Source organism: Sphingobacterium sp. 1.A.5 (genome assembly GCF_002734235.1).
In the GTDB taxonomy this organism is placed as follows: Bacteria; Bacteroidota; Bacteroidia; order Sphingobacteriales; family Sphingobacteriaceae; genus Sphingobacterium; species Sphingobacterium daejeonense.
In genome coordinates this window covers 237,668-264,123 of sequence record NZ_PEBA01000012.1, presented here as the reverse complement: position 1 = coordinate 264,123, position 26,456 = coordinate 237,668, and the positions used below count along the sequence as shown (strand labels likewise).

Here is a 26,456-nt window from a genome sequence, read left to right as displayed (position 1 = left end):
TTATTGATAATCTTTTGGTGTTTTGCCCTTTACATGCGTGCCGAAACCAAACATAATAGGATTGTATTCCCCAATAGGGTCAACATTAAAGTCAGTTTTAATGTCCTTTTCCATACCAACTGCCCAATAGCTAGCATTCACTAATAATCTTCTAAGGTTTTGATCTAATAGATCAATTGATGAAGCCATCGTGGTGGTAAATGCTTTCCCCTTTTTCCCATTAGGTAACTGAAATTCCTTGGTCCAAGCTACAGGCATTATGGATTTCTTTTTGTTTACTGGACTTTCAGCGGTCATTCCTAACGTAGGCTGTCCCCAAACCAGGATGTTAGAATTTTTAAGGTCATTTTGAATACCATAAACATCTGAAGGCACCCAAATGTCACCAACCCCTAATAAGATGGGGTTTTTAGCATTGACCTGAAGTCCGTTTGGTAGTCCTAATGAACCTTCAGTGCCATGGTCGCCATGATGATTGATCCATGTTTCACCTAATACAACAACGCCAAACCCACCTTTCCAATCTCCATCAGCAGTGCTATAACCATAATGTTTGTAAGGACTAGTAGACTCCTTAGCAAAATTAAATGCATGAGTGGCAGTCCGTAACCCAATAACAGGTTTACCAGCCTTTAAATAATCATCTATGTATTTCATCTGATTATCTGGCAGTTCTCTAAACCGTGTGGCTATAATCATTAAATCTGCATCTTTTAGATTTTCTAAGCCTGGAATGTTCTTTTGATATTCAGGATCAATCTGATTGGTAGAAGGATTTATAGAGAATAATACAACAGTTTCAAACCCATGCTTACGAGTTAAGATCTTCGCAAGCATGGGCAAACTTTCCTCAGAACGATACTCTTCATCTCCAGAAATAAGGACAATCTTTTTGTTCTTGGCCTGTGCATTTTCAGGTTTGAAGTGTAACCAATTGTTTTGTTGTGCAATACAGTTTTGTAATGAAAAACTGATTGCCAAAAGCAAAATAATAATTAGATTTTTAGTTACAGGCATTTTTGTTCTGAGGCTTAGTATCATTATTTTTTTTAAGTTATTGGATTTTAAGTAGTTTCAACTTGTGGGTCGATATTTCCTGTTTCTTCATCATGAACTGGTTGATATGTTCTTTTTTGCCAAAAATAGAAGAATAAGAATATAATAATCAAGACTCCAGGGAATAAGGCTAATTTTGCGAGCGTAGCTTGTCCAACTGCCAAATCGAGGTTTTCTACAACTGCTCCTGATTGCTGTACTGCAGCTTTTGACTGGTCGATCCAACGACCAATAATCGGTTGGAAAATAGATGTTGAGAACATACCTACTCCACCAATCACAGACATACCTATTGCTCCACTTAATGGAACTCTCTGTGCAGTAGTAGCGATCATGGTAGGCCAGAAATAACATACTCCAATTGCAAATAATAATGCAGCTACATAAACTAAACCACCTGTTGCAATGGAGAACAAATAAACTCCGATGGTAGCAAAAATAGCGCCTGCCAATAATACCCCTGTTTGGCCTAATGCTTTGACAACTGGACCAGCAAAGAATCGGCCCACTGCCATAACTCCGGTAACAAGAGCCAATACTAACATTGGACTTGCTCCACTATTTGCCATGATAATACCTACCCATTGTTGAGGTCCAAATTCTGAAATGGCTGTTAATGCCATACAGCAGAATAAGAAAATAAAGGTAGGAGAGAACATCGCCTTAACATTGTTGGACAGCGAAGTTGCACTTTCTTGTTTTGGTTGAGGGAATGCTTTTCCGTAAAAAATAATCGCGTATAGGATCGTAGGAATCATTATGACCCACATTTGAGTTTGCCATGAAGCTCCCATTTCTGTCATGCCTAATGATATCAAACTTCCCAATACAATTCCTCCAGGGAACCACATATGGAATCTGTTCAGCATTTTATCCATCTTTTTGCCGGAATATAAATCCGCAATCAATGGGTTACACGCCGCCTCAGTACAACCATTTCCTAAACCAATAAATAAAGTCGAAATCAGTAAAGTGGTATAACCTGATGCAAAGATGGTTAGCAAAATCCCTAAGGTGTGAGATACAAATGCAAATCGCATGATGTTGGCAGGTCCGATTTTATAATAAAAAATCCCTCCTAATATCATGGAAATTGGAAATCCTAAGAACCACATGGAATTGATGAATCCCAACTGTTCAGCGCTAAGATTAAAGCTTTCTCCCAGCTGAGGAAGAATTCCTGCTCTGATCGAAAAGGTAAGACCTGTTGTAATTAGGGCTAAACAGCTTCCTAAAAATAAGGCACTAGGGTTAACTTGTTTACTCATAATGTGGTTTATTTGTGGTTAAAATTTAAGTGTTGATTGTACAACAAGATACAAGATAACTTATTTTTTTTCAAATTTTTCTAGATTGGATTTTATAAAGTGATATCCATATTCTGCAATTTCCCAAGGATCAGAATATTCACGCCAAACATTGATGGCATTCGCAAAATCTGGATCCGCTCTTGAAAAGGCTTCGATTGTATACCAACCCTGATAGTTGATGCCATTTAAGGCTGTAAAAACCTCATCCCAATGAACCAACCCTTTTCCTGGTGTACCTCGGTCATTTTCACTGATATGGACATGCGCTAAATGAGGAGCTATTTTCTGGATAGAACAGGTAATATTTTTTTCTTCAATATTGGCATGGTGTGTATCATACATGGCTTTTACATGCGGGTGGTCCACCAATTGTACTAGATGAACCAAATGGTCGATACAACTTGCCAAATAATTCTCAAACCTATTTACAGCTTCTGGTGCTAAGATAATTCCTGCTTGCTGGGCATGATCTCCTGCAATTCGCAACGCCTCAGCTGCCCACTCATATTCCTGTTCGGTCGCTGCGGCTCGAGTAAATACACTATGAGCAGAATGAAAGGGCCCGCATAATATTTTCGAACCTAAATCATGTGCTCGATCTATAATCCACTTTAATCTCTCAACACCCTTTTGTCTAACCTCTCTATTGTTTGAAATTGGATTTTCATGTTCCCCGACAACTGTTACAGCATTTGTTTCTAGTCCTAAGCTTTTGGCATGAGCAGCTAATGCTTTATATTCTTTTTCCTCTGGAGATCCAATAAGAACTTCAATGCCATCGTATCCAATTGACTTCAACCGATCAAGGATGGGAAATGTGTTCGAGGATACTCCAGCTGTCCATGGTAAAATATTAAATCCAATTTTATTCATATTCTGTTTTTATAGTTATTCCTTTTCTAGAGGATGCGCTTTCAATAATTCCTCTGGTGAGTAAAATCCTTTTTTATCCTGAATTGAGGCACGTATTTCTTTTACTTTTGCTGCCGAAACCGCAGGAGCCTCATTTCCAAATGAGTTTCTCACAAAAGTTAAAACATCTGCAATTTCTTGGTCATTCAGCATCATTCCAAACGGAGTCATGGGTACTTGACCGGGATATTTCTTGCCATTGACCTCAATCGGACCCAATAGGCCATTAAGAGTTAATTTTATCAATCGGTCTTCACTGCCAGTAACCCATTTACTAGCATTTAAAGGTGGGAATCCCGAAACATCCAAGCCTTTCCCATTCGGTTGGTGACAGGTGATACAATAGCCTTCTTTAGAATAGATCACAGCCCCCCTTTTATATTGTTCAAATGATTGGCCAGTTAGTTTAGTTGTTGTTTTACTTGGTTCTGTTTTTTCTTTAACAGATTTATTGTTTAAGTGAGCAAATGAATTGATATAAGCTGGTTTATTCCAAATATCCAGGCTAGTCGTATCAATTGCATTCATTAGATCGATTCCTTCTGCTGGTTTTAACCATGAGGCTGCTGTGATAAGTTCTAGTTTTACACGGCCATTTTCATCTTTGGCTGCTTTTGCCAGCAACTCCTTGTAGTTTTTGATTTTGTCCGTATTATATCTAATCGCGTGAATGGCAGCTGCACGTGCATGATAATCATTCGACGCCAACAATTTTTGAACAAGGTCTGCATTAATTTTATTTGCTCCCCATGTTACCCACATAGCTTCAGTTAGATTCTGAAGATATTTTGGGTCATTTTTATCTAAATTGTTTGCCCAATCTGTTGCTTTTTTAGCAACTTCATTGGCATTGCGCATTCTTAGTTCGCTTCGGGTCCTATACCGGGTTCTGTCCTCAGGCAATTTCAGGTTCTCCAAAAGTTCATCAATAGTAGCGCCATCGATTTTTGCAGGTTTTACCAACGGCCTAGAAGGATAAGTAACTCGATAAATTCTACCATGAACATGATCTCTAAGTGGATCCCTAGCATTATGTTGCATATGACCAATCAACATATTGTGCCAATCAACAACATATAGAGAGCCATCCGGTGCAAATTCTAAATCTACAGGTCTGAAATTCTTGTCGTCAGACCAAAAAAGATCCTGCCGATGTCTTGATTTATATCCTGTACCGTCATCTTCAAAGGTGTGTTGCTTTGCACCCAAGAATCCAATCGTATTGTTAAGAAGATAATCTCCTTGAACATCATCCGGGAAGTGTCTTGAGGAAATAAATTCCAAACCTGAGGTAGGTCTTACTTTATGTTTTTCTTCTACTAGGCTGAATGATTTATCATTTGCCTCACCATATCTAGGCTTGCTGCTTCCTGGCAACATCCATCTCACATCAGGACCTGATGTTTCTAGATATAACGTTTGTCCCCATTTATCTGTTGCTATACCCCAAGGGTTTGGAATAGAAACCTGAGCTACTCGTTCCAGTTTTTTATTCTGTGGTGAATATCTGTAAAAACCACCGTTGACACCTCTGATTGGACCATAGGATGTTTCAACATTGGTATGCAAAAATACCCCTTCTGCCATGAAAATAGCACCTGATGGATCCATCGTATATGCACTATGAGCATGGTGTGTGTCATGGTCATCAAACCCACTTAGAATTAATTCTTTAACATCTGCCTTGCTATCATTATCAGTGTCTTTTAGTAAAACTAAATTCTTCCCCTGAGATAAATAAACACCTTCGGGAGCAAACTCAAAACCTATAGGTAAGTGCAGGTTGTCCGCAAAAACAGATTGTTTATCTGCTTTTCCATCGCCATCAGTATCCTCAAGAATAATGATTTTGTCATTAGGCTTTCCATCTCCTGCCTTCCAATGGGGATAGCTCGGCATCGTCGCAACCCATAACCTGCCCTTAGAATCAAATGAGATTTGAACAGGATTAGCTAGGTCTGGAAATTCTTTCTCCGAAGCAAAAAGGTCTATTTTGTAACCTGGAGCAGTATGGAATTTTGCTAAAGCCTCTTCGCCATATAAATACTTGGAATTTGGATCTTGACCAAAATCGAAATTAGTCATAACCTCCGGTAACTTTAAGGTATTTTGATCCATTTTGGCTAGATCATAAGCCTCACCTTTGGCCGCCATCCAGATTGCAGTATCTCTAATTTCACCCATTTGCCGTAATTTCTGGATTTCAAACGGATAATTTTCAGGACCAAATGGGTTAAACCTACGACCATAAGCATGAACACCATTCGGAATTTTAAAGTCTTCAGTCCAAATAAAGTCCTTTTCTAATACAGCCGCTTTGATTTTATCCTTATGTTCAGAATTTTTTCCATCTCCTTTACCAAAAATGCTGCTAACCAAATAATCCGCAAATCTTGCATAAGATTTTTCAGATAACTGTGAGCCATCGATAGTGAGATCATCTGAACCCTGGTCTATCCATTTGCTGGTAACTCCATATACATCAAGAAAAGGAACTTTCTTTTGCTGAGCAATTTGCTTCATAGCATCAGTGTACAGTTTAAGGTTTTTGTTGATTTCTTTTCCGTCTGGAAGATCATATTTATTTGAAAGATCCTCAAATGCTATTGGAGATATCAAAATCAATTGAGTGCCTTTCCCTCCATTATAATCTTGATTCTGCGTATGATCAATAAATGCAGCTATCTCACCTTTGAAATCTTGCAATCCCTCTTCACCACGGAAAGATTCATTGTATCCAAAGAAACCAATTATAACGTCGGGTTTTAATGTGGTTAACCATTCGTCTTCAGTGGGAAAATGCCCCTCACTTCCCGTATTGATATCAAATTCAGGATTAAATTTTTCTGCTCCCGGAAATGCCCAAGGTGAATTCCGTGATGGATGCGGTCGGAAACCTGCCGTGTTTCCAGGGCTACTGATGTTTCTTATAAATAGATTGCTGTCTGGAAACCGAGTATGAAGTTCAGTGTCGAAATCTCCATATTCCATCATTCTTGAGCCTAAATTGTTCCCAATTAGTACTATACGAGACCCTTTATGGATCTTTACAGGTTTCATAGAAGGTTTATGTGTACAGCCAAAAAGGATGAGGGCAAAAGAAAGTATAATCAGGTTCTTTAAAGAAGCCATAATAAATAAATGTAGGGTATTGTTTAGATCTATATGAATTGATCAGCCCAAAGCTGACAATTCAGGTTAAACCAAATATACCTTTATAATTTATGTATGGTGTCCTGTACCGTCCTGTTTAATAAAATTTTTACAAAAGTGCAGTTCGAATAATAAAAAGGTGACCATTTTTTGGTCACCTTTTAAAAATCTAAATTGCTTTTCGAACTTTATATAATTTTAGATTCGGCAATTTAATAGTCTTGTTTGGGTTGACCATATAAATGTTTTCTGTCCACCAACTTTCCTCTGCAATAGTATAAATCAATGAATTGTTTTTTGGGTAATAATTTATTGATTTAACGTCTTTTTTGCCTTTCAATAGTGTGAAATCAGTGAATGATTTAATACTGGTATTAAATAAAAAAACTGAATTATGCGTTGATATTAAAAAATTATCAGCATCGATACGGAAAAGATCATGCCCACTTTTGTCCGGAATTTTCCACGAAGATTCTAATTTTAAACTTGGATTTTCAGTGTCCCAATTTACCAATGAATAAGTTTTTAGAAGTTGATATCCCAAAACATATAGTAAATTATCTTTAGGGTTCCACACTACACCGTGACCTGAATAAAGTGAATCGGTAAATAAAACTTTTTCATTTTTATTGAGGTCATATAATTCTATTGAGTTGCCCTTAGGATGAGTAGAATTTGCAACAACAATTCTGTTTTTGGGCAATAAATCTACAGAATGGGCCATAGGAGTCTTTGCGTAAAATTCTACATCCTTTGATGCAATGTCTACGAGTATTGTCGCTCCAGAGGATGAATTGACTAGGATTTTTTTATTTCCCATCACTGGTTTACACTCATCAAGGCTTTTTAATAGAGGAATGTATTCTGCCGGCAATGATTTTGCTTCAGAGACTACCCATTTCCAGATGATTTCAGTATGATTATTGTTTGATTTATTGGGGTCAATAATAAATAATTTATCGTCACCACAAGCTACCAAGAAGCCTTTTTTCAGAACTTGTTGTCCAAACGAATTATTAAAGGCAATAAATAATAGGATTAATAATATGCAGATTCTTTTCATGATTAATTGATTTTATCCCAACCTTCGTTTTGTTTTAATTTTGGATTAAGCGTGAGTTCCTCAATTGGAATTGGGTTCAAGTATTCCCAGTTTTCGAACGGTTTTTTAGCGTTCTTATATGGCGTTAATCTTCCTGATTCTCCTTCTGTTAAACCATTCACTGAGGAAAGTTTGAAATATTGTACCCCAGATACCTTGTCAGATGGTGCATTGTCAGTACTTTTAATAACATACAGATCTGGTTTACCGTCATTATCCAAGTCTATTAATTGGTTAAACCCCTTAATATATATACCGGAATATTCCGTTCTGAATAAGTGGCCCTCATTCCATCTAAGCAAATCATCCTTACGTAAACCTTCAAAGGCAAGTTCAACTCGGCGCTCCCGACAAATCTCTAAAACATTTGCATCAGTTGTTCTTTTATATCTATTTAACTGAAGTTGGTCAGTTTTCAAAGGCATTGTTAGTGGTTGATTAATTCCTGCTCTTTTCCTTAATGCATTAACAGTCAAATCTAGATCTTCTTGATTTAATTCACCAAGGATAGCTCGTGCTTCAGCGTAGTTTAATAATACTTCAGCATATCTCAAGAGAATAGCGTCACGACTATCACTTCCTTGGTCCTCAATTGGTGGTCCAACCCGTTTTGTGACTTGATAACCAGTTCTGTTTTCAGCAAAATCATTTACTGCAATATTAGTTGTTCCTATTCTAATATAACCTGGGAAAACAACAGATTGCTTCAATCTGAAATCTCTATTCTGAAATTCTTCAAAATAGGACTTGGTTTCTATTTTACCATCATTTGCACTGTAATAGGAATTTCCATCTATCATGGCATAATCGCTGATTAAAGAGTGTGTAGCTCCATAATTACCATTAGAAGTAGAAGTAAATTCTGGGGTGTAATAAATGAAATTCTGACTTGAAGAACGAGCTAATATAACCTCATTGGTTGGGGCTGCAGCTGCCTGAAACATGCTTGCATAATCTGTTTCTGTTTTTCCAGTATTATATAAGCTATATTTTTTAGAATCTATTAATGTTTTTGCCGCAACCTTTGCCGCTATTATAAATCTATCTGCATCAGGAAGATTAGCGTATTTATGATATTTCCGGTAACTTCCTTCAAAAAGTGCAATTCTAGATTTAAGTGCTAATGCTGTCCATTTTGTTACCCTGTTTTTGCTCGTTCCATCACCTAGGTTAGCAATTGCAAAGTCTAAATCTTGCATTACGCTATCCATAACTAAGGTTCTTGGGTCACGTCCTTTATATAATAATTCTTCATCAGATGTTTTTAGTGGTTCAGAATACCAAGGAACATCGCCGAAAGCTCTAACTTTTTTGAAATAAAACCAAGCTCTGAAAAACTTGGCTACCGCTAGGTTTTTGTTTTTTAATGCGACATCTTCGGTGTGTAGATTCACATTCTGTATAAAGTAGTTGAGGTTTCTAAGCTCTCCCCAGCTCCAACCACCACTTCCTAATGCGGTAGGCATAGTATAGTTGGATGTTCGGATGGTAGGAGGAGTTGTAATATGTTCCATATTATCAGAGTTTTTGTCCTCTTTAATAGAGTTAAAATCAAGATTGTTGTAAAAACCATCTGTAAAGGTTTTTAAACTAGCTTCATTTTTAAAAAGAGCAGGTGATTCAGCAACTTGAGTTTCGGGGTATATGTCAAATTGAGATTCGCAGGAGCAAAAAACAAATGTTAATAAGCTAAAGATAATATATTTAGTTTTCATAATTTCAAATTTTAAAATCCAAGTTCAATTCCAAATGCAAAGGTTCTCTGAATAGGATAGGCTGTTCCCATTCCCACATTTCCCTGATCAGCATCAGGATCTTTTGCAAGCCCTTCAGGATCTAATGTGTCATGCAACTTAGTCCATTCAAACAGATTTGTTCCTGCAGCATAAATTCTAAGATTAGAGATTTTATTATTAAAAGCTTTTGCAGGAATCGAATAACCAATAATCATGTTGCTTAAACGAAGAAATGCTGCATTTTGTAAATATCGAGTTTGGGGAACTCCTAAGTCATTACTTCCTAATGCGATGTATCCTTGAGGTTTTGGAAAATATGCATTTGGATTTTCAGGGGTCCAACGGTCTTTTACTGCATGTTCAAGTAAAACTTGGTATTTTCTGTTATAAGAACTCCAAAATTGAGAAGTTTCTGCAGATGGATAAATGTCACGTTTTCCAACACCCTTAAAGAATGCACTTAAATCAAAACCACGATATGCAAAATTCAAGTTGATCCCATATTGATAACGTGGAGTATTATTACCAATGATTCTATAATCACCATGATTTTCCATAGTCCAATCTCCGCGACTTATGATCCCGTCATTGTTTGAATCTTCGAATTTGATCGTCCCTGCACCCACAAATTGACGGTAACTATTAGTTTGTAATATTGGACTATTTTTAGCCTCTTCGTCAGTTTGGAAGAACCCTAGGGTATTTAATCCCCAAATCTCACCTAAATTTTGACCAATATAATAATCACCCAAATAATTGGTTGGATTATAGTAATCTGTGATAACAGCATTGTAGTCAGAAAGATTAAGATTAATTCCGTATTGGAAAGGGTGGTTGCCATTGATTTGATCTTGCCAGCCTACAGTTAGTTCCCAACCTCTGTTACGCAAAGAAGCAATGTTTTCTTTAGGAACTGCAGCACCATATACAGAAGGTAATGAATGGTAAGGCGCTAACATATTGTTAGTATTCCTTTGATAATAATCGAACACCAAATTCAATCGGTCTTTGAAAAAAGTTGCATCCAAGCCTACATCAACAGTTTTAGATGTTTCCCATGTGAAATTTTCAGATTTCGGGCTAGGCACTGAAGTATAAGTATATTGTTCACCATCCAAAAGATAATTTGAACGGTTCATGCTTAAGATTGATAGATAATCGTAAGAACCAATGTTTTGGTTACCTAGAGCACCAAATGATCCTCTGATTTTTAATGAATTAACCACTGGTTTTATTGGTTGGAAAAAGTTTTCTTCAGAAATCTTCCATGCTGCTGAAAATGATCCAAAAAAGGCACCTCTTCTGTCTTTACTGAACTTAGAAGTTAGGTTATGCATTCCATTCAATTCCAAAAGATATTTTTCATTGAAATTATAGTTTGTTCTCAAGAAAATACTTCTGTTAGCATATTTATCGTCATCATCACTAGCTTCAAATAATCCAGTAGCAAGATTAATTGAATGTTCATCTAAACCTAAAATTGGATTTTGATGGGCTACTGTTTCATAATGGTTGGTGTAATTTTCAAAAGTAAAACCTGTTGTGATATCAAAGTTGTGTAAACCTACTGACTTCTTGTAGTTAGCATATGCATTTACATTAAATGTCTCAGATTCAGTATTACTTTTATAAATTTTCGCGGGACCTGCATCTGCATAATGAGACAAAATCGTATTTCTGTTATTGAATGAGTGAGAAAGGTAAGGTCCCGTATTATCCCACCAACGGTTTCTATACCAATGATAATACATATAGGATAAATCTGCATGCAGAGTAAGACTATTCTCCAATAGTTTGATATCAGTCCCAAATGTGTTTAAGAAACTAGATGTGTTCGTTTTGTATTCTGATTGTTTTTCAATGAATTGTCTGTAAAAACCAATGTCTGTAGGTATAGTTTTTCCATCTACTTCAATAGTTTCTGGCAATAAGGGATTCGTGTTGTCAATAAAACGCCAAGGATTTGAACTAAAACCGTATAAATATGTATTTGGAATATCATCCCTGCGCATTGTTGCCGATGTTTTGCTGAATATGGTTACATATTCAGAAACCTGATAACTATTATTTGAACGAATATTAAAACGATTGATTTTTTCAGGTTTAAACTTTAAATTTCCTTCCTCGTGGTTAAAGTCCCCACTTAAATAATATTTATATTTATCTGTTCCGCCGCGGATACTCAGATTGTGGTTTTGTTCTGGAGTAAATTCTCTAAACCATTCCTCATAATAGTTAATTACAGGACCACCTAATAGTAAAGTCGCTTTACCACCAATATTTTGTAGATCATATGGAGGTAAGGAAGGATTATTTGCTACATCATAAGGATATTGAACTTGAGGTGCAGTATAATAAGTTTGACCGATATTTCCATTGAATTCTTTTTCTTGAATTTCAAGATAATCTAAGCCTGTATATACTTTCGGGATTTTAGTAGCTTTACCCCATTTAAAGTTATTATTATAGTTTATTTGAGGTTTTCCATCTTTTCCTTCTTTTGTTGTGATTAATATAACCCCATAGGCAGCTCGCGCTCCATAAATAGCAGCTGAAGAAGCATCTTTTAAAATGGATATGTTTTCAATGCTTTGTGGAGAAATATTGTTTAATTCAAAGGAACTAATAGGTACACCGTCCAATAATATTAATGGAGACCCACCATTGATAGAAGTGTTTCCTCGAATATTAAATGATGCTCCTCGACCAGGTTTTCCATCACTTACCCCAATATTTAAATTGGCAACTTGACCTGCTAATGCTTCACCAAGATTAGTAGTTTTAAAAGTTTCCAAACGTTTGCTGTCAATTTGATCTACAGCACCAGTTAAATTAGCTTTTTTCTGGGTACCATAACCTACAACCACAATCTCTTCAAGTTCAGAAGACGAAGAAACTAAAGTTACATTTAACGTCCTGTTTTGATCGATTTGAAATTCTTGGTCAGTATAGCCCATATATCGGAAAGTAACAGTAGAATTTTCTGGTACTCTAAGGCTATATTGTCCATTTTGATCTGTAATAGTGTGGATACTTGGTGTTTGAGTAACTGATACAGTTACACCTTGAAGAGGTCCATTTATATCACTTACAATACCTTTGATTTCATAGTTTGTCTGTTTCTTTTCAGTGATAACAATAGTTCCGTCAATAATCTTGAAAGTCAGGTTTTTACCTTTCAAAGTTTTACTCAAAACAGTTGATACCGAAGCATTCTCAAAATTTATCTGTCTAATTTTAAGATTTTTTAGAATTTGTTGGTCATAAAACAATCGCAGTTTACTTTGTTTAGAAACTTCTTCTAAAATATGTTCTAAACTTGTGTTGTTTAAGTTCAAGTTGATGTTTTGCGCTTTTCCTGTGGCATATGCGCCTAAGGATATACAGGTCAAGAGTAACAAGGTTAGCTTCATTGTGAGCAAGATTTTTAAGGAAGGATTGGTCAATAAAATGCCAACATTTTTCTTCCTCGAAAATGGAGAAAAATAAATCATAAATTTGTAAACGTTTAAGGTTAAATAAATTTGAATTTTCAGTTCTAAATGCCTTGAATATGGGGATGCGCCAACATCCCCTTTTTCATATTCTTAATAGGTCATAGGTTGTTTAATTTCTTTGCATAGGCTATATTCATTATTTGATAATAATTGTTTTATTTATTAACTCTAAATTTTTTCCAGTAGCTAAGTTTAAGATTTTTAATACACTGGAAAGATTTTGATCCTTGTCAATACTACCTTTAAAGGTAGATTTGTAATTTAGTTGATCTAATCCCTCCACATCAACATTATACCATCGTTTTAATTGCTCCAAGATTTCATGGAGATTATTGCCATCAAAGAAAAATTCACCTCGTTGCCAAGCAGTTTTGGTTAACAAATTTGGTTCTGCGATCTCGATAACCCCAGCATTGGTAATAGCTTCTTGACCAGGTTTGATTATTGAAGAATTATTTCCGTTGGAAACTATCAAAGAACCTTCTACTAAGGTGGTTGACACTATTTTGTTATAGGCATTAACATTAAATGATGTTCCCAAAACTTGAATTTCTGTTACATTTGCCTCAATGATAAATGGCCTGTCTATATCTTTGACAACGTCAAAATAAGCCTCTCCTTCGATGGTTACTTTACGGATATCAGAATCAAATTTAGTTGGATAGGAAATTTTAGATGAAGAATTTAACCATACTTTGGTGCCGTCATTTAGAATTAGCGAAAAAGTTGAAGCAATTGGTACTTCCATGGTTAAGACCTTAGAGCTGTTTGATGAATACTTTTCAGTTGTAGAATCTGGATTTTCATCAACTGTTCCATCCTCAAATTTAATTGTTGCAAATCTTTTTCCAGGTAATAAATCAATTTTTGACGAATCTAAACTTGAATTACTACTTAAAGTGACATTTGAATTATGATGTTTGAAAACGAAAAAAGAAATCAAAAATACAGCAAATAGAATTGCTGCTATTGACAAATATTTATAGAAGGAAAATGATTTACTTGTTACTGACGATGTTGAATCATTGATTCTTTCATTTAATTCTCTAGATATAGTTTCAATTTCTTTTTCATCCAAAGATTCATCCTTGTCATCAAAACCATGATAAAACCAAGCATTAATTATTGCTTGTTCCTCAATAGTACATTTACCTTCTTTATACTTTTGAAGAAGTTCTTGGAAATATTGGATATTATCTTTTTCCTGCATATACTCCTATAAACCTAGGCAAGATGTGATAGTACCGAAAAAAAATAAAATTTATTTGAATTTTAGTCTGAGTCGATGTAAGGCGAGTGAAATATTGTTTTTTACTGTCTGTTCTGAGATAGTTAAATTTTTGGCAATATCTTTTATAGTCATTTTATTATTCCTACTTAGTTCAAATACTGCCTTCATGGTTGCTGGCATTTTGTTCACTTCTTTAAAAATCAATGAATCTAATTCCTTCGCCATTAAGACATCTTCAGATGAATAACTGACAATGTCAGTAAGGAAATCTGAAAATATTAAAAGCTGAGTTTGATACTTTTTGTTTTTAGAAATACGATCGATGATTTCATTTTTTGCAGAAGTAAATAAATAGGGATATAAAGAATCTGTAATTTCTATCTTATCTCTTCTCAACCAAAAATTAGAAAACACTTCTTGTAAAATGTCCTTACTGTCTTCACGACATTGAATACGTTTATTGATAAAACGGAATAGAATTTCAGAATAGCGATCTACTAATTCGCAAAATGCAAATCTGTTATTATTTTTAATGTGATGAAATAACGGGACATCCGTGAAACGCTTCATTGATTTTCAAAGGCTAAGTTAAGTGTCGAGCCAAATTTATAATTGTGATATTAAGTTACTGTTAATTAGTTAAAAATTTTAGTGAATCACAAAGCTTATTATTAAATTTTACTTTTAAAACTGCAATTCAAAATATATTTAGGGGTTTAAATTTATTTTTTAAATGAGATTTGAATTTGAAATACTTTTCCCTGTTGGAAAGGAGATAACTAATCTCGAGTTAGTGAAAAGAAGGGGTTAATTCCTTCCTGTATTTAATCTAAAATGAATAATTCTGAAGCAATTTGGTCTGCTAGGAGTTTTCCAGTTGGAGTAAGAGTAATTATGCCCTGATCTGAAATATTGACATCTTTTTTATACTCATATTCTTCAATGTTCTCCAGTAAACTATTTAAGAAATCACTTCCAAATTCACGTTCGACATATTTTATGTCAATTCCCCATTTCGTTCTTAGGCTCGTCATGACATATTCATTAAAACGATCATTTTTGCTTAACTGTTCAGTTTCTAAAGGAAGCTCTTTGGCAAGAATTCCTTTGATATAAAGAGCGTTATTGGCGATGTTCCAGGATCTTGAAGTCCCATTGAAAGAGTGGGCAGAAGGACCGATTCCTAAATAGGACTTACCTTTCCAATAATTGCTGTTGTGTCTTGCGTATCGATCAGGTTTAGCAAAGTTCGATATCTCATAGTGTTCATAACCGCTTGAAGTCAGGGTGTCGACTAACATCAACATCTGTTCAGCACTTTGTTCTTCATTAAGTGCGGGAGTACTGCCTTTATTGATCATGTGGGCAAGTGCGGTTTTCTTTTCAACCGTCATGGAGTAAGAAGAAATGTGCGGAACATCAAGGTCGATCAACTGTTGCATATTGCCTTTCCATTTACTGTTTGTAAGCAAAGGGAAGCCGTAGATCAAGTCACAGGTTATGTTTTCGAATCCAGAGTCTTGAACCCGCATAATGGAAGATCTTGCTTCCTCGGAGTTGTGTGCCCGATTCATCCATATTAAGTCTTCTTCGTAAAATGATTGGATTCCAATACTGAACCGGTTGATTTCCGTATTTCTTAAATCTTGTACTTTCTTTTTGTCCAGATCATCAGGATTTGCTTCCAAGGTAATTTCAGCACTTGGACTGATTTCAAAATATTTGGCAACCTGTCCAATTAGCTGATCGATTTCTTTCGCTTCCAATATCGATGGAGTTCCCCCTCCAAAGTACAAGGATTCCACTTTGTTATCTTCAAGATAAGATGCCCTTAGTTCTATTTCTTTCAGCATAGCATCCAAAAGTTCTTCCTTGTATTTTAAAGAAGTGCTAAAGTGGAAGTCGCAATAGTGACATGATTGTTTGCAAAATGGGATATGAAAATAGAACATGGGTGCACGCGTAGATGTTATGAGGCAAAGGTAAGGAATTAAGGATAAAAAGATATTTATATAGAATTATTAAAACCTTTTTTCATATCTTTTAATGCGTTTACAACACTTTCAATGGCGGAATAATCCTTTGGTGAATTAATCATTAATCGTACAAATGCACTGTATTCTCCCTCTTGTATATGCTTTTCTAAAATATTATTTAGTCTTATTACTAATCCCTTGTTGCTATTTTCAATTTTTCTCTTTTCTCTCCCTAATACAATAGGGCCTATGCTTTCGAAAATTATACCATTTGTTTCATCAAATAATCCGTTATGATATTCATATATCATTTCATCATTTAATGAAAAAAAGGACAACTAGATTCGAGGTATCGGTAGCACCTTTTTGACGTAGTTCTGGCCTAACATCGTAAGCAATAAACTGGGCTAAGGCTATTGCTGTAATGTTTCTACTTTGAATGTATGTCCACTGTCAAAATCTGCATCTTCTATCGGATCTTGATCCTTTTGTCAGATTAGCTATTATTCATCATCAATTTGAAAGTATTCACTTTTTTTACGATGGTAATGGAAGAACAGGGCGTATTATCAACATACTATATATGGTAAAAAAGGAATTATTATACCTTCCGATACTATGTTCAAATCGATACATAAATCAAAATAAATCCCATAATTATAGGCTTCTTCAATATATACGCGATCCAAATGAGTGGGATGAATGGGTTTTATTCATGCTAGAGGCAATTGAAAAGACATCGGTACAGACTATTTTTATTATTAAATATATTAAAAGGTTAAAGCAGTCTTATAAAGAAAGGATTCGAAAAGAATTGCTAAAAAACCTCAAGATTTAATTAACAATTTATTTAAGCACCCGTATACAAAAATATACTTTGTGGTAAAAGATCTAAATGCTTCTATACAAACTGCTTCGCGTTATTTGGAACAATTAGTTGAATTAAAACTGATTCATCTTCAGAAAATTGGTTAAGAAAACTTTTATATTAATGTAGATCTTTATCAATTTTTAAATGATGCCACATAGCTGCATAAGTTAAATGATGTGTAACGAGTTTTAACTCATGTTGTAAAAAGTAAAGTAATGTTACGCGGAAGATTGTTGTAAAAATATTCCAGTAACTATTACAATATAGAATTGCTTCGTATTTAGGAATTTTTCGTATGTCAATTAATCTGCTATTTTCTAAATACTAACTGAAGGATTTAGGAGATTTTTTCTAATCTTATTGGGTTCATCATATCCAAGGAGATTTTTAATTATGGAAGAGGATGGACCCATTAAACCTAAATAATTAAATTGGTAAATAAGGCAGGGCCGAATAACCCGAATATTGTTATGACATTTACTTTAGTAGGCTAGTTCGATTTTTAATTATGGTTAAAACAATATGTGGAACGATTTTTGCGATTTTAAACTTTAAATCAATCATATAAAACTATCAAAATGAAAAAATTAATTTTTGCTGCTGCGCTTTTATTAATTGGCGTTGGTGCCAATGCTCAAACGCCAGGTCAATTCAAAGCGGGTGTGAATATCGGATTGCCGGTAGGCGATGCTGCTGATGTTGCTTCATTCACTGCTGGAGCTGATCTAGCCTATTTGTGGAATATCAGTGAGAACTTCCAATTGGGGCCAACTGCAGGTTTTCAAAACTATTTTATCAAATCTGAATTGAAAGATCTTGGTGCTGAAAATGTAAATTTTGTGCCAGTAGCTGCCTCAGGGCAATATTCAATCGTTCCAAACTTCTTTATTGGAGCTGATTTAGGATATGCTTTTGTAACTAGCGGTGGAGGTGATGGCGGATTTTATTATATGCCAAAATTAGGATACCAACAACCTTCTTATGAGGTTTACGGTGGTTACCGTGGAGTATCTAATGATGGATCTATTTCCGCAATTAACCTTGGGGTTAACTTCAAATTCTAATAGAATTCATATTCGAAATGTTCAACAGCTTTCGTTGAAAAAATCTTTAAGGAACCCAATCAAAATTGGGTTCCTTTTTTTATCCTTTCAAAGTTTTTCTATATAAATCAACCGTTATTTTATTGTTAAGTTATTGATGTTAGTGAAATAATTAATAAATTTAGTCTATATTTTATCCAAACTTATTAACACTAGATACAATGACCAATATCAAAGAAAGAGTGCTTTTAATCTCAGAATCCAAAGGAATTCACAAAGTTGAATTTTTCAAAGGTTTAGGATTGTCCTATGCTAATTTTAAAGGGGTTCAAAAGAATTCAGCATTGGGATCTGATGCTATAGCTACTATTTTAACTACTTACCAAGATGTCTCCCCAGAATGGTTGATTTCAGGTGTAGGTGAAATGTTAAAAGAAGATAATCATCATACCCACGAGGTTGCTATAACTCTACCATCTAAAATTGATAAACCCGTCGAAAATGGAACCCTCGCTGCCGCTCTTGAAAAGGTCATTAACGCCCAACATGCAACAATACAATCGCAAGAAATAACAATTTCTGCCCTTACTGCTAGAATCGAACAACTCGAAAAGAAAAGGAAAAGTAAGAAAAAAAGATAAGTCCTTGGTCTAAATATATCCTATTATGAAGTACATTGCTTTAATCTTAATTTCAATGCTTTTTTCATATGCTGTTAATGCCCAGAATAAGGATAAAATGCATGCTTTTTTTAATCAAGATAGTACTTTAGTTGGATATAAAAACGCTAAGGGTGAAATCGTAATTCCTGCAAAAATAGATGCCAGTTTAGGAATCCCCGATTCTTTTCAAAATATTATATCAGTCATAGAACCAACAAAGGATGACCGTATTTTATCCTATTTTTTGACAAAAGAGGGAAAAAGGGTAGGGAAGGATAGTTTGTATATGTTTGATAATGTGCCAGACTGTGAAAATGAAGGTTTTATTAGATTTAGAGACCAGAACACTGATAAAATGGGTTTGCTGAATTCAAAAGGAGAAATTCAAATCCCAGCTATATATAGCCATATTGATCGGGTGAAAAATGGAATGATCGCAGTGCTGAAAGATGCAGTCAGAAAAAAAACTCATCCAGATTCTGAATATACTTATTGGCAAGGAGGAAATACCTTTCTGATCGATACTAATAGTAATGTATTAATTCAAAAATTTCCAATTGGAGATGAACTTAATTTTCATCTCGTTAGTATAGATGGAACCTATATTGAAGGTGATGATTGGGAAAAATTTACAACCATTGATGGTAAAAACTTCGCTTTCCTGAATTTTGAAAAAGCATTACTTACTACAATCAAGCAACAATTTGCATTGGATATTCGTGAAGAGTTAATAAGTGAATTGTGTTTTGACACTATTACCTATTGGACCAATAATACATCTTTGCAAAAGAAAGATGCTATGGAATACCTGGATGAAAATTTTGATAAAATCAAACCTATTCTTCAAGGTATCATGGATGGTTCAGCTGATTACTTTATATCAAAAAGCCATTTAAATACTTTTATTTTTGATAGCCCCGCGTTATATAAGTATATAAATCATTGTGGAGATGCCAAAGATTGGGAATATCCAGTATATCAACTCGTCATAAATAACTTCAATGGAAATAAAAATAGCCAAAAGTCATTGGATTTTCTCTGGACTGACGAAGGATTTAGGTTAATCATGGCATCACTTGATTGATTTTTACTATATTATCAAAAACAATAAAACAATATGATAATTAGAAAGGGGACCTTTCAGGATTCAGAACAAATTGCTGCATATTTATTACTGGCAATGGAAGAAATTACCTATCGCTTTATTGGACAAAGAGATCGAGAATTAGCTTTGAGGTTCTTAGTACAGCTAGTGCAACAAAAAGGAAATCAATATTCCTATGATAATAACTGGGTGATTGAAGATGACGGCAAAGTATTAGCAACTGCATTGGTTTATGATGGCGGTAGATTGGAAGAATTAAGAATCCCTGTGGCAAAAATTGTGACCGAACAATTCAATAGAGAATTCAATCCAGAGGACGAAACCCAAGAAGGAGAATATTACATTGATTGTATTGGTGTAAATCCTGAACAACAAGGAAAAGGATTAGGGTCTAAAATAATCTTGCACCTAATTGATGAGTATGTGTCTAAACAGGGAAAAGTATTGGGATTACTTGTAGATGATGATAATCCTAAAGCCAAAAAACTCTATGAAAGATTAGGTTTTAAAGTTGTTGGAGAAAAATGGTTAATGGGAAAGCATTTGGAACATATGCAGATAAAATAATAGTCTTTTAAACAATAATTATAAGACTGTCAAAGGCTTGTTTATTCATATGACCTGAATTCAATATCAACTAGCTAAAACCTTTTAAGCGACTTGTTCATTCTGTTTTTTTTGCTAAATTTGAGAATAGACCAAAATTTCTCAAACATATGTTTAGTATCAGACTTCCTCAATTAGGAAAGGTGTGGAGCAAAACCAAATCAATAATGCCTTTGGCATTGATGTGTATATCTGCATTCCAAACTTTTGCCCAAAAAACCGAAGTAGATTATGTGAATCCTTATATGGGTAATATCTCACATCTTTTGGTTCCAACCTTCCCAACTGTTCACCTCCCTAATTCTTTATTGCGGGTCTATCCTGAGAGAGGAGATTACACCTCAGATAGAATTAACGGATTGCCATTAATCGTGACTAGCCACCGAGGAAGTTCTGCATTCAATCTGAGCCCACTGACATCTGGAAGCCGAGAATTAGAACCTGTAATAAATTATAGCTATGATCAAGAAACGATCAATCCGTATAGTTATTCAGTTTATTTAGATCAGGATAATATTCAAGTAGATTTCGCAGTATCTCACCAATCTGCAATCTATGAATTGAACTTTGAAAAAGAAGGAACGCCCCAATTAATTTTCAATACGAGAAAAGGAGATATAAAATGGGATGGAAAAGGATTATCAGGAAGTCAAGATATCGGCAATAACACAAAGGTGTATCTCTACGCCGAGTTTCAAAAACATCCCGCTCAGATCGGTTCAATCAAAAACGGAAAAATCAGTAATAATTCTGAATCTTCTGGAGAAAATGCTAACCTGATTTTGATATTTCCTAATGGTACAAAGTCTGTTTCGGTACGTTATGGAATTTCATTTATTGATGCAGCTCAAGCAAAAGCAAATGTAAATAGAGAAATTAAAGATTTTGACTTAGCTAAAATTAAAGAAATTGGTAAGCAAACATGGAATAAGGCACTAGGCAAATTGAAGGTTGAAGGAAATAATGAAAATGATAAAAATATTTTCTATACATCCTTATATAGGACATTCGAACGGCCGGTAAATATTTCTGAAGATGGTCGCTATTTTAGTGCTTTCGATGGCAAAGTACATAATGATGAAGGAACACCTTTCTTTACAGATGATTGGATCTGGGACTCTTATCGTGCTCATCATCCACTCAATGTTTTGATCGATACCAAAAAAGAAGGTAATATCTTACAATCTTTTGTTAGGATGTCTGAACAGATGGATAACTTTTGGTTACCAACATTCCCAGAAATCAATGGGGATAGTCGTAGGATGAACTCCAATCATGGCGTAGCTGCCATATTGGATGCATACGAAAAAGGAATCCGTTCTTTTAATGTCGAGCAAGCATATCGTGCCGCCAAAGGTGCAATTACAGAAAAAACATTAGCACCATGGTCAGGAAAACCAGCAGGAAAAATGGACCAATTCTTTGTGGACAAAGGATATATCCCTGCATTAAATCCCGGAGAAAAGGAAATCTATCCCGAAGTACATGATTTCGAACGTAGACAACCCGTTGCGGTAACTCTTGGAACATCCTATGATCTTTGGTGCCTAGCTCAATTAGCTAAGCATTTGGGCAAAACAGATGAATACGACCGTTTTATGAAAATGTCATTCAACTATAGGAATCTTTTCAACCAAGAAACAAAATTCTTCCACCCCAAAGATGAAAAAGGCCAATTCATTCAACCTTTCGATTATGTTTTCTCGGGGGGACAGGGTGCTAGAGAATACTATGGCGAAAACAACGCATGGATCTATCGTTGGGATGTTCAACATAATATCCCTGACTTAATCAATTTGATGGGTGGAAACCAAAAATTTGTACAGTATCTAGATGAAATGTTTGTTCAACCTTTAGGCAAATCAAAATTTGATTTCTATCAGCAATTGCCAGATCACACAGGTAATGTCGGACAATTCTCAATGGCTAATGAACCTTCTTTGCATATCCCTTATCTCTATAATTATGCTGGTCAGCCATGGATGACTCAGAAAAGAATCAAAACATTAATAAAACAATGGTTCAGGAATGATCTAATGGGGGTGCCAGGGGATGAAGATGGAGGTGGATTATCCTCATTTGTAGTGTTCTCACAACTGGGCTTCTATCCAGTAACTCCCGGATCAGGAGTATATAGTATTGGCTCACCATTTTTCGAAAAATCAACAATCAAATTGGAAAATGGCAAAACATTCACTGTTCTAGCCAAAAACGCATCCGATAAATTTAAATATATCCAATCAGCAAAACTAAATGGCAAGCTTATCAACAAACCCGAAATAACACACAAAGAGATCCTAGAAGGAGGAACCTTAGAATTAGAAATGGGAGATAAAGCAAACAAGAATTGGGGAGTGATTAAATAGATTAAAATCGCCCTGGTTACTTGTCGGTCCAAATAGTGGTCGGTGAGGACACCGACCACGGCATTGCCCTGCTTGGTGTCCCAAAAACCCGGTTTGCCGCCCTGATTGTTGCCCCCACGACTCCGTTGATTGCCCTGGTTGGTGTCCAACGACTCAGTTTATCGCCCTGGTTGGTGTCCCCACCAACCAGCAGAAATCCAAACTATTTCTCATTATCACGAATCAAAAGCCCTATATTCGAATGAACTCTAAACCCAATCGAATATTATGCAATCTATTATCAATTATTTCAAAATATTTCTCTTATTCTTTCCATTAATCACTAATGCTCAAGATAAACCTAATGTCGTAATAATCTACGTGGATGATCTTGGTTATGGCGATCTAAGTTCTTATGGAGCAACAAAGATAAAAACGCCAAATATTGATGCGCTTGCTCAGGATGGAATCCGGTTTATCAATGGACACTCTTCAGCTGCTACATGCACTCCATCTCGGTATTCATTGATGACGGGTAAATATCCGTTCCGGAAATCTGGAACCGGAGTACTTCCAGGAGATGCCGCACTCATTATAGACCAAGAAGATCTAACATTGCCTACACTATTTAAACAACAAGGATATGAAACAGCCATTGTCGGAAAGTGGCATCTGGGATTAGGAGAACAAGTAGAAAAAGATTGGAATGGATCTGTTAAGCCTGGACCCATGGAAGTAGGTTATAATTATTCTTATATTTTCCCTGCAACTGCGGACAGAGTACCTACCGTATTTTTAGAAGGACATAACGTAATTGGTATTGATCCTAATGACCCAATTCAAGTGTCCTATAAAGAAAAAATCGGTAATGAACCAACTGGACTCGAAAACCCAGAACTGTTAAAAATGAAAGCCAGTCCTAACCATGGCCATAATAATACCATTATAAATGGAATAGGTAGGATAGGATGGATGACCGGAGGAAATCAAGCAAGATGGGTAGATGAAGAAGTAACACTAACTTTTGCAGATAAAGCAATCCAATATATCCGCGAACATAAAAACAAATCTTTTTTCTTGAGTTACCATGCTACAGAACCCCATGTACCGAGAATGCCTGCAACAATGTTTAAGGGAAAAAGTGGTTTGGGATATAGGGGAGATGCAATTCTACAATTGGACCATACTGTAGGTGAAATCGTAAGAACATTGAAAGATAATGGGCTATATGAAAACACAATCGTAATATTCACAAGTGATAATGGACCAGTATTGGATGACGGTTATGAGGATGGGGCAGTGACTCAACTAAATGGGCACAACCCTTTTGGACCTTTCAGAGGAGGAAAATATTCTGCTTTCGAAGCTGGAACCCGGGTGCCATTTATTATAAGCTGGCCAAAAGAAATTCAAAAAGGACAAACATCAGACGCATTAGTCTGCCAAATTGATTTCCTGTCTAGTTTTGCTAACTATTTTGGATCTCGTATTCCACAAATTGATGAATTGGACAGTGAAAATATATGGGAATCATTTATAGGTAAAGACAAAACAGGACGTGAATTCCTTGTAAGGTCAGCTGGAACTAATTCAATCACAAAAGGTCACATGAAATATATCCTGCCAAGCAAAGGACAAGCCGTCGCAAAACTTACCAATATAGAATTAGGAAACAATCCAGAAGATCAATTATACGATTTAGAAAAAGATCCTGGCGAAAAGAACAATATCGCCAAACAAAACCCTAAAATCGTTAAAGAATTGAAAGAACAGCTAATCAAAATCAGAGGATTAAAGTAAAAACTGTGTCCCTTTACAGGCATTTATTTGTCCAAAACAATATTCATAAGAAAAGCCTTGAGGATCATCTCAAGGCTTTTCTTAAATTATATTATTATTTCTAAATTGTCATTTAACGGTGCTTTTCGCAAATCTCACATCTCATATCTCACATCTCATTTCCCATATCTTATTTACTATAAGAATTATCTTCCTGGTTTATATCAGCCAATCTTTGTGTAGGATCAATCCAAGCTTGTTTCACTGCCTTTTTAACAGGAACTGAATACTTCGGTTTCGTCCAAAACCAATCGGTTAAAACTGTTCTGGTCACACCTTGATATATTGCATAATCTTCTGCGGGCTTTTCACCTCTCATTTCACGCAATGGAATATAGAACAATTCTTTAGTGCCATCTTCATACTCGACCAAAAGATCAATCGGCATTGCAAAATTAGATTTGTTAACAAGCTCAATGCTATCTTCAGAAACTTTGGAAATTGCATAATCGATAGTTCTTGTCGTATTGATGAATAGGTTGAAATACCATTTCAAGTTTATTCCTGATGTTTCTTCAGCTACTCTTTTGAAATCATTAGGAGTTGGATGTTTCAGCTTCCAGATATCATAAAAATTAAGAAAAGTCTTATTCAAATTCTGCTTACCAATGATATAGCCCATTTGTTCAGCTAAAACGCCACCCTTGCTATAAGCTTGGATGCTATATGCAAAATTGGTGTTATAATAATCTGCCAAAAGACTCATAGGCTCTTCAAGTCCAGATTTTGCAAGCCTAAAATAGGAAGTATATGCAGAACCGATTGGGTTTAATGCACGAGCTGTGGGTTTTTCGAAAAGCTCAGTATTAGCAACCTCTTCGATATAACTGGTGAATCCTTCGTCCATCCACTCATCAACAGTCTCGTTGATGCCAAAAAGTTGTTGATACCACGAATGCGCAGCCTCATGGAAAATAACCCCTACCAAACCTTTAAGGTTTCTTCCGCCTGTGATTAAGGTAGCTGTACCATATTCCATACCTCCGTCACCACCTTGAACAACGGTATACGTATTCCAAGGATAAGCTCCAAATCGCTCCCCAACGAAATCGAAAAATTCCGTTGCTAATCCCAAAGCCGTTTTCCAATTATCCGTAACCTCTTTGTCGGTAGGTAAAAATACAGTGTAAACCGTTACTCCTCCTTTAGATTTCGCCGAATCAACTACAAATTTAGGGTCTGCTGCCCAAGCAAAATCATGAATGTTTTCAGCCTTGTAGTGCCAGGTAGCCTTGTTGTTTTTTGTTTTGATCTTAGCATTCCTAACATATCCCTTTACTTCTGCAGGATTCTGTAATTTTCCGGATGATCCAATAACATAATCTTTATTGATATGGATTGTGACATCAAAATTCCCAAATGGTGCAATAAACTCACGACCCACATATTCATCTAAATGCCAACCGAATTCATCAAATTGAGCCATCTTTGGATACCATTGAGTCATTGAAAAAGCAACACCTTCCTTAGAATTACGCCCACTACGACGAATTTGCTCTGGAACCTGAGCCTTCCATGTTAAATCAAATTCTACAGTCTCACCATCATTGATCGCACTGGGGAGGGTAACTTCCAAAATAGTACCATCCTCTTTGAAAGCAACTTCTGAACCTCTGTATTTTACAGATTCAATTTTTTGATATCCTATTTGATCGGGGGTCAATACGGAAATACGACTCTGGCGAACAGGCTTTTCCTTTGTCCCAATATTGGTCACCATCCTAGCATCAGGGTCTGCAATATTCTTTAAACGCTCATCCATAAAGCTCCCGGGTTGGAAAGCATTGAAATATAAATGGAAATAAACTTTGTGAAGTTGTTGCCCCGAATTGTTGCTGTATTTAAGCTTCATTTTACCATCATACTGGAAAGTCTTTTCATTGACATCAATTTCCATGGTATAATCCACTTTCTGATCCCAATAACCTTTGCGCTGAGCAAAACTGGTAAGGGTGCTAAGGACCAATAATAATAGGCCAAAAGATTGTTTTAGATTCATAATGTCAAATATA

Annotated in this window: 20 protein-coding genes; 8 read left to right on the top strand and 12 right to left on the bottom strand. The window is 35.6% G+C overall.

The window, feature by feature from the left end:
* From CRT24_RS08140 to CRT24_RS08090, 11 genes are all read right to left on the bottom strand, one after another.
* The gene (locus tag CRT24_RS08140; RefSeq protein ID WP_218962593.1) at window positions 1-1,041 is read right to left on the bottom strand and encodes a ThuA domain-containing protein; all 1,041 of its coding nucleotides are present in this window, start codon (window positions 1,039-1,041) and stop codon (window positions 1-3) included.
* A 23-nt stretch (window positions 1,042-1,064) separates the two neighbouring features.
* Entirely contained in the window at window positions 1,065-2,324 is a 1,260-nt protein-coding gene (locus tag CRT24_RS08135) for a sugar MFS transporter (protein WP_099370743.1), read from the bottom strand.
* 60 nt (window positions 2,325-2,384) lie between these two features.
* Window positions 2,385-3,239 (bottom strand): sugar phosphate isomerase/epimerase, encoded by an 855-nt coding sequence (locus tag CRT24_RS08130; protein ID WP_099370742.1) that lies wholly within the window; start codon window positions 3,237-3,239, stop codon window positions 2,385-2,387.
* 15 nt (window positions 3,240-3,254) lie between these two features.
* The gene (locus CRT24_RS08125; RefSeq protein WP_099370741.1) at window positions 3,255-6,410 is read right to left on the bottom strand and encodes a PVC-type heme-binding CxxCH protein; all 3,156 of its coding nucleotides are present in this window, start codon (window positions 6,408-6,410) and stop codon (window positions 3,255-3,257) included.
* A 190-nt stretch (window positions 6,411-6,600) separates the two neighbouring features.
* Window positions 6,601-7,494, bottom strand: coding sequence for a DUF6528 family protein (locus CRT24_RS08120; protein ID WP_099370740.1), 894 nt, complete (start codon window positions 7,492-7,494; stop codon window positions 6,601-6,603).
* A 2-nt stretch (window positions 7,495-7,496) separates the two neighbouring features.
* A complete protein-coding gene (locus tag CRT24_RS08115; protein ID WP_099370739.1) occupies window positions 7,497-9,248 on the bottom strand; it encodes a RagB/SusD family nutrient uptake outer membrane protein in 1,752 nt (583 codons plus the stop codon).
* An 11-nt stretch (window positions 9,249-9,259) separates the two neighbouring features.
* Window positions 9,260-12,682, bottom strand: coding sequence for a TonB-dependent receptor (locus CRT24_RS08110; protein ID WP_180269088.1), 3,423 nt, complete (start codon window positions 12,680-12,682; stop codon window positions 9,260-9,262).
* A 220-nt stretch (window positions 12,683-12,902) separates the two neighbouring features.
* Complete coding sequence (locus tag CRT24_RS08105; RefSeq protein ID WP_099370737.1) at window positions 12,903-13,976, bottom strand: FecR family protein; 1,074 nt, start codon at window positions 13,974-13,976, stop codon at window positions 12,903-12,905.
* A gap of 51 nt (window positions 13,977-14,027) precedes the next feature.
* Complete coding sequence (locus CRT24_RS08100; protein WP_099370736.1) at window positions 14,028-14,567, bottom strand: RNA polymerase sigma factor; 540 nt, start codon at window positions 14,565-14,567, stop codon at window positions 14,028-14,030.
* A 254-nt stretch (window positions 14,568-14,821) separates the two neighbouring features.
* A complete protein-coding gene (gene hemW, locus CRT24_RS08095) occupies window positions 14,822-15,949 on the bottom strand; it encodes a radical SAM family heme chaperone HemW (RefSeq protein WP_099370735.1) in 1,128 nt (375 codons plus the stop codon).
* A gap of 56 nt (window positions 15,950-16,005) precedes the next feature.
* Window positions 16,006-16,284 (bottom strand): hypothetical protein, encoded by a 279-nt coding sequence (locus tag CRT24_RS08090; protein ID WP_099370734.1) that lies wholly within the window; start codon window positions 16,282-16,284, stop codon window positions 16,006-16,008.
* A 128-nt stretch (window positions 16,285-16,412) separates the two neighbouring features.
* Between CRT24_RS08090 and CRT24_RS21410 the strand changes: the two genes are divergently transcribed.
* The 8 genes from CRT24_RS21410 (at window position 16,413) to CRT24_RS08055 (ending at window position 24,405) form a co-directional block, all read left to right on the top strand.
* Window positions 16,413-16,811 (top strand): Fic family protein, encoded by a 399-nt coding sequence (locus tag CRT24_RS21410; protein ID WP_099370733.1) that lies wholly within the window; start codon window positions 16,413-16,415, stop codon window positions 16,809-16,811.
* Window positions 16,787-16,948 (top strand): hypothetical protein, encoded by a 162-nt coding sequence (locus CRT24_RS21405; protein WP_373604702.1) that lies wholly within the window; start codon window positions 16,787-16,789, stop codon window positions 16,946-16,948. The genes CRT24_RS21410 and CRT24_RS21405 overlap by 25 nt, the downstream gene beginning before the upstream one ends.
* A gap of 474 nt (window positions 16,949-17,422) precedes the next feature.
* Window positions 17,423-17,908 carry a hypothetical protein gene (locus CRT24_RS08080; RefSeq protein WP_099370732.1) on the top strand — a complete coding sequence of 162 codons (486 nt, stop codon included), beginning with the start codon at window positions 17,423-17,425 and terminating at the stop codon, window positions 17,906-17,908.
* A 200-nt stretch (window positions 17,909-18,108) separates the two neighbouring features.
* A complete protein-coding gene (locus CRT24_RS08075) occupies window positions 18,109-18,528 on the top strand; it encodes a hypothetical protein (protein WP_099370731.1) in 420 nt (139 codons plus the stop codon).
* 25 nt (window positions 18,529-18,553) lie between these two features.
* Window positions 18,554-19,633, top strand: coding sequence for a WG repeat-containing protein (locus tag CRT24_RS08070; RefSeq protein WP_144034536.1), 1,080 nt, complete (start codon window positions 18,554-18,556; stop codon window positions 19,631-19,633).
* Between the two features lie 33 nt (window positions 19,634-19,666).
* Complete coding sequence (locus CRT24_RS08065) at window positions 19,667-20,221, top strand: GNAT family N-acetyltransferase (protein ID WP_099370729.1); 555 nt, start codon at window positions 19,667-19,669, stop codon at window positions 20,219-20,221.
* Between the two features lie 149 nt (window positions 20,222-20,370).
* Window positions 20,371-22,626 (top strand): GH92 family glycosyl hydrolase, encoded by a 2,256-nt coding sequence (locus CRT24_RS08060; RefSeq protein WP_257213998.1) that lies wholly within the window; start codon window positions 20,371-20,373, stop codon window positions 22,624-22,626.
* Between the two features lie 267 nt (window positions 22,627-22,893).
* Complete coding sequence (locus CRT24_RS08055) at window positions 22,894-24,405, top strand: sulfatase-like hydrolase/transferase (protein WP_099370728.1); 1,512 nt, start codon at window positions 22,894-22,896, stop codon at window positions 24,403-24,405.
* 169 nt (window positions 24,406-24,574) lie between these two features.
* On the opposite strand, the gene CRT24_RS08050 is transcribed toward CRT24_RS08055, so the two are convergent.
* On the bottom strand, window positions 24,575-26,443 hold the full coding sequence (locus CRT24_RS08050; protein ID WP_099370727.1) for a M1 family metallopeptidase: 1,869 nt from the start codon (window positions 26,441-26,443) through the stop codon (window positions 24,575-24,577).
* Between the last annotated feature and the right edge of the window lie 13 nt (window positions 26,444-26,456).

Bases quoted from the DNA above. Each gene is read 5' to 3' on its own strand.
- CRT24_RS08125 (WP_099370741.1), bottom strand. From the start codon at position 6,410: ATGGCTTCTTTAAAGAACCTGATTATACTTTCTTTTGCCCTCATCCTT.
- CRT24_RS08140 (WP_218962593.1), bottom strand. From the start codon at position 1,041: ATGATACTAAGCCTCAGAACAAAAATGCCTGTAACTAAAAATCTAATT.
- CRT24_RS08050 (WP_099370727.1), bottom strand. From the start codon at position 26,443: ATGAATCTAAAACAATCTTTTGGCCTATTATTATTGGTCCTTAGCACC.
- hemW (WP_099370735.1), bottom strand. From the start codon at position 15,949: ATGTTCTATTTTCATATCCCATTTTGCAAACAATCATGTCACTATTGC.
- CRT24_RS08105 (WP_099370737.1), bottom strand. From the start codon at position 13,976: ATGCAGGAAAAAGATAATATCCAATATTTCCAAGAACTTCTTCAAAAG.
- CRT24_RS08115 (WP_099370739.1), bottom strand. From the start codon at position 9,248: ATGAAAACTAAATATATTATCTTTAGCTTATTAACATTTGTTTTTTGC.
- CRT24_RS08075 (WP_099370731.1), top strand. From the start codon at position 18,109: ATGACCAATATCAAAGAAAGAGTGCTTTTAATCTCAGAATCCAAAGGA.
- CRT24_RS08135 (WP_099370743.1), bottom strand. From the start codon at position 2,324: ATGAGTAAACAAGTTAACCCTAGTGCCTTATTTTTAGGAAGCTGTTTA.
- CRT24_RS08130 (WP_099370742.1), bottom strand. From the start codon at position 3,239: ATGAATAAAATTGGATTTAATATTTTACCATGGACAGCTGGAGTATCC.
- CRT24_RS08110 (WP_180269088.1), bottom strand. From the start codon at position 12,682: ATGAAGCTAACCTTGTTACTCTTGACCTGTATATCCTTAGGCGCATAT.
- CRT24_RS08065 (WP_099370729.1), top strand. From the start codon at position 19,667: ATGATAATTAGAAAGGGGACCTTTCAGGATTCAGAACAAATTGCTGCA.
- CRT24_RS08055 (WP_099370728.1), top strand. From the start codon at position 22,894: ATGCAATCTATTATCAATTATTTCAAAATATTTCTCTTATTCTTTCCA.
- CRT24_RS08070 (WP_144034536.1), top strand. From the start codon at position 18,554: ATGAAGTACATTGCTTTAATCTTAATTTCAATGCTTTTTTCATATGCT.
- CRT24_RS21410 (WP_099370733.1), top strand. From the start codon at position 16,413: ATGTATGTCCACTGTCAAAATCTGCATCTTCTATCGGATCTTGATCCT.
- CRT24_RS08090 (WP_099370734.1), bottom strand. From the start codon at position 16,284: ATGATATATGAATATCATAACGGATTATTTGATGAAACAAATGGTATA.
- CRT24_RS08120 (WP_099370740.1), bottom strand. From the start codon at position 7,494: ATGAAAAGAATCTGCATATTATTAATCCTATTATTTATTGCCTTTAAT.
- CRT24_RS08060 (WP_257213998.1), top strand. From the start codon at position 20,371: ATGTTTAGTATCAGACTTCCTCAATTAGGAAAGGTGTGGAGCAAAACC.
- CRT24_RS08080 (WP_099370732.1), top strand. From the start codon at position 17,423: ATGAAAAAATTAATTTTTGCTGCTGCGCTTTTATTAATTGGCGTTGGT.
- CRT24_RS08100 (WP_099370736.1), bottom strand. From the start codon at position 14,567: ATGAAGCGTTTCACGGATGTCCCGTTATTTCATCACATTAAAAATAAT.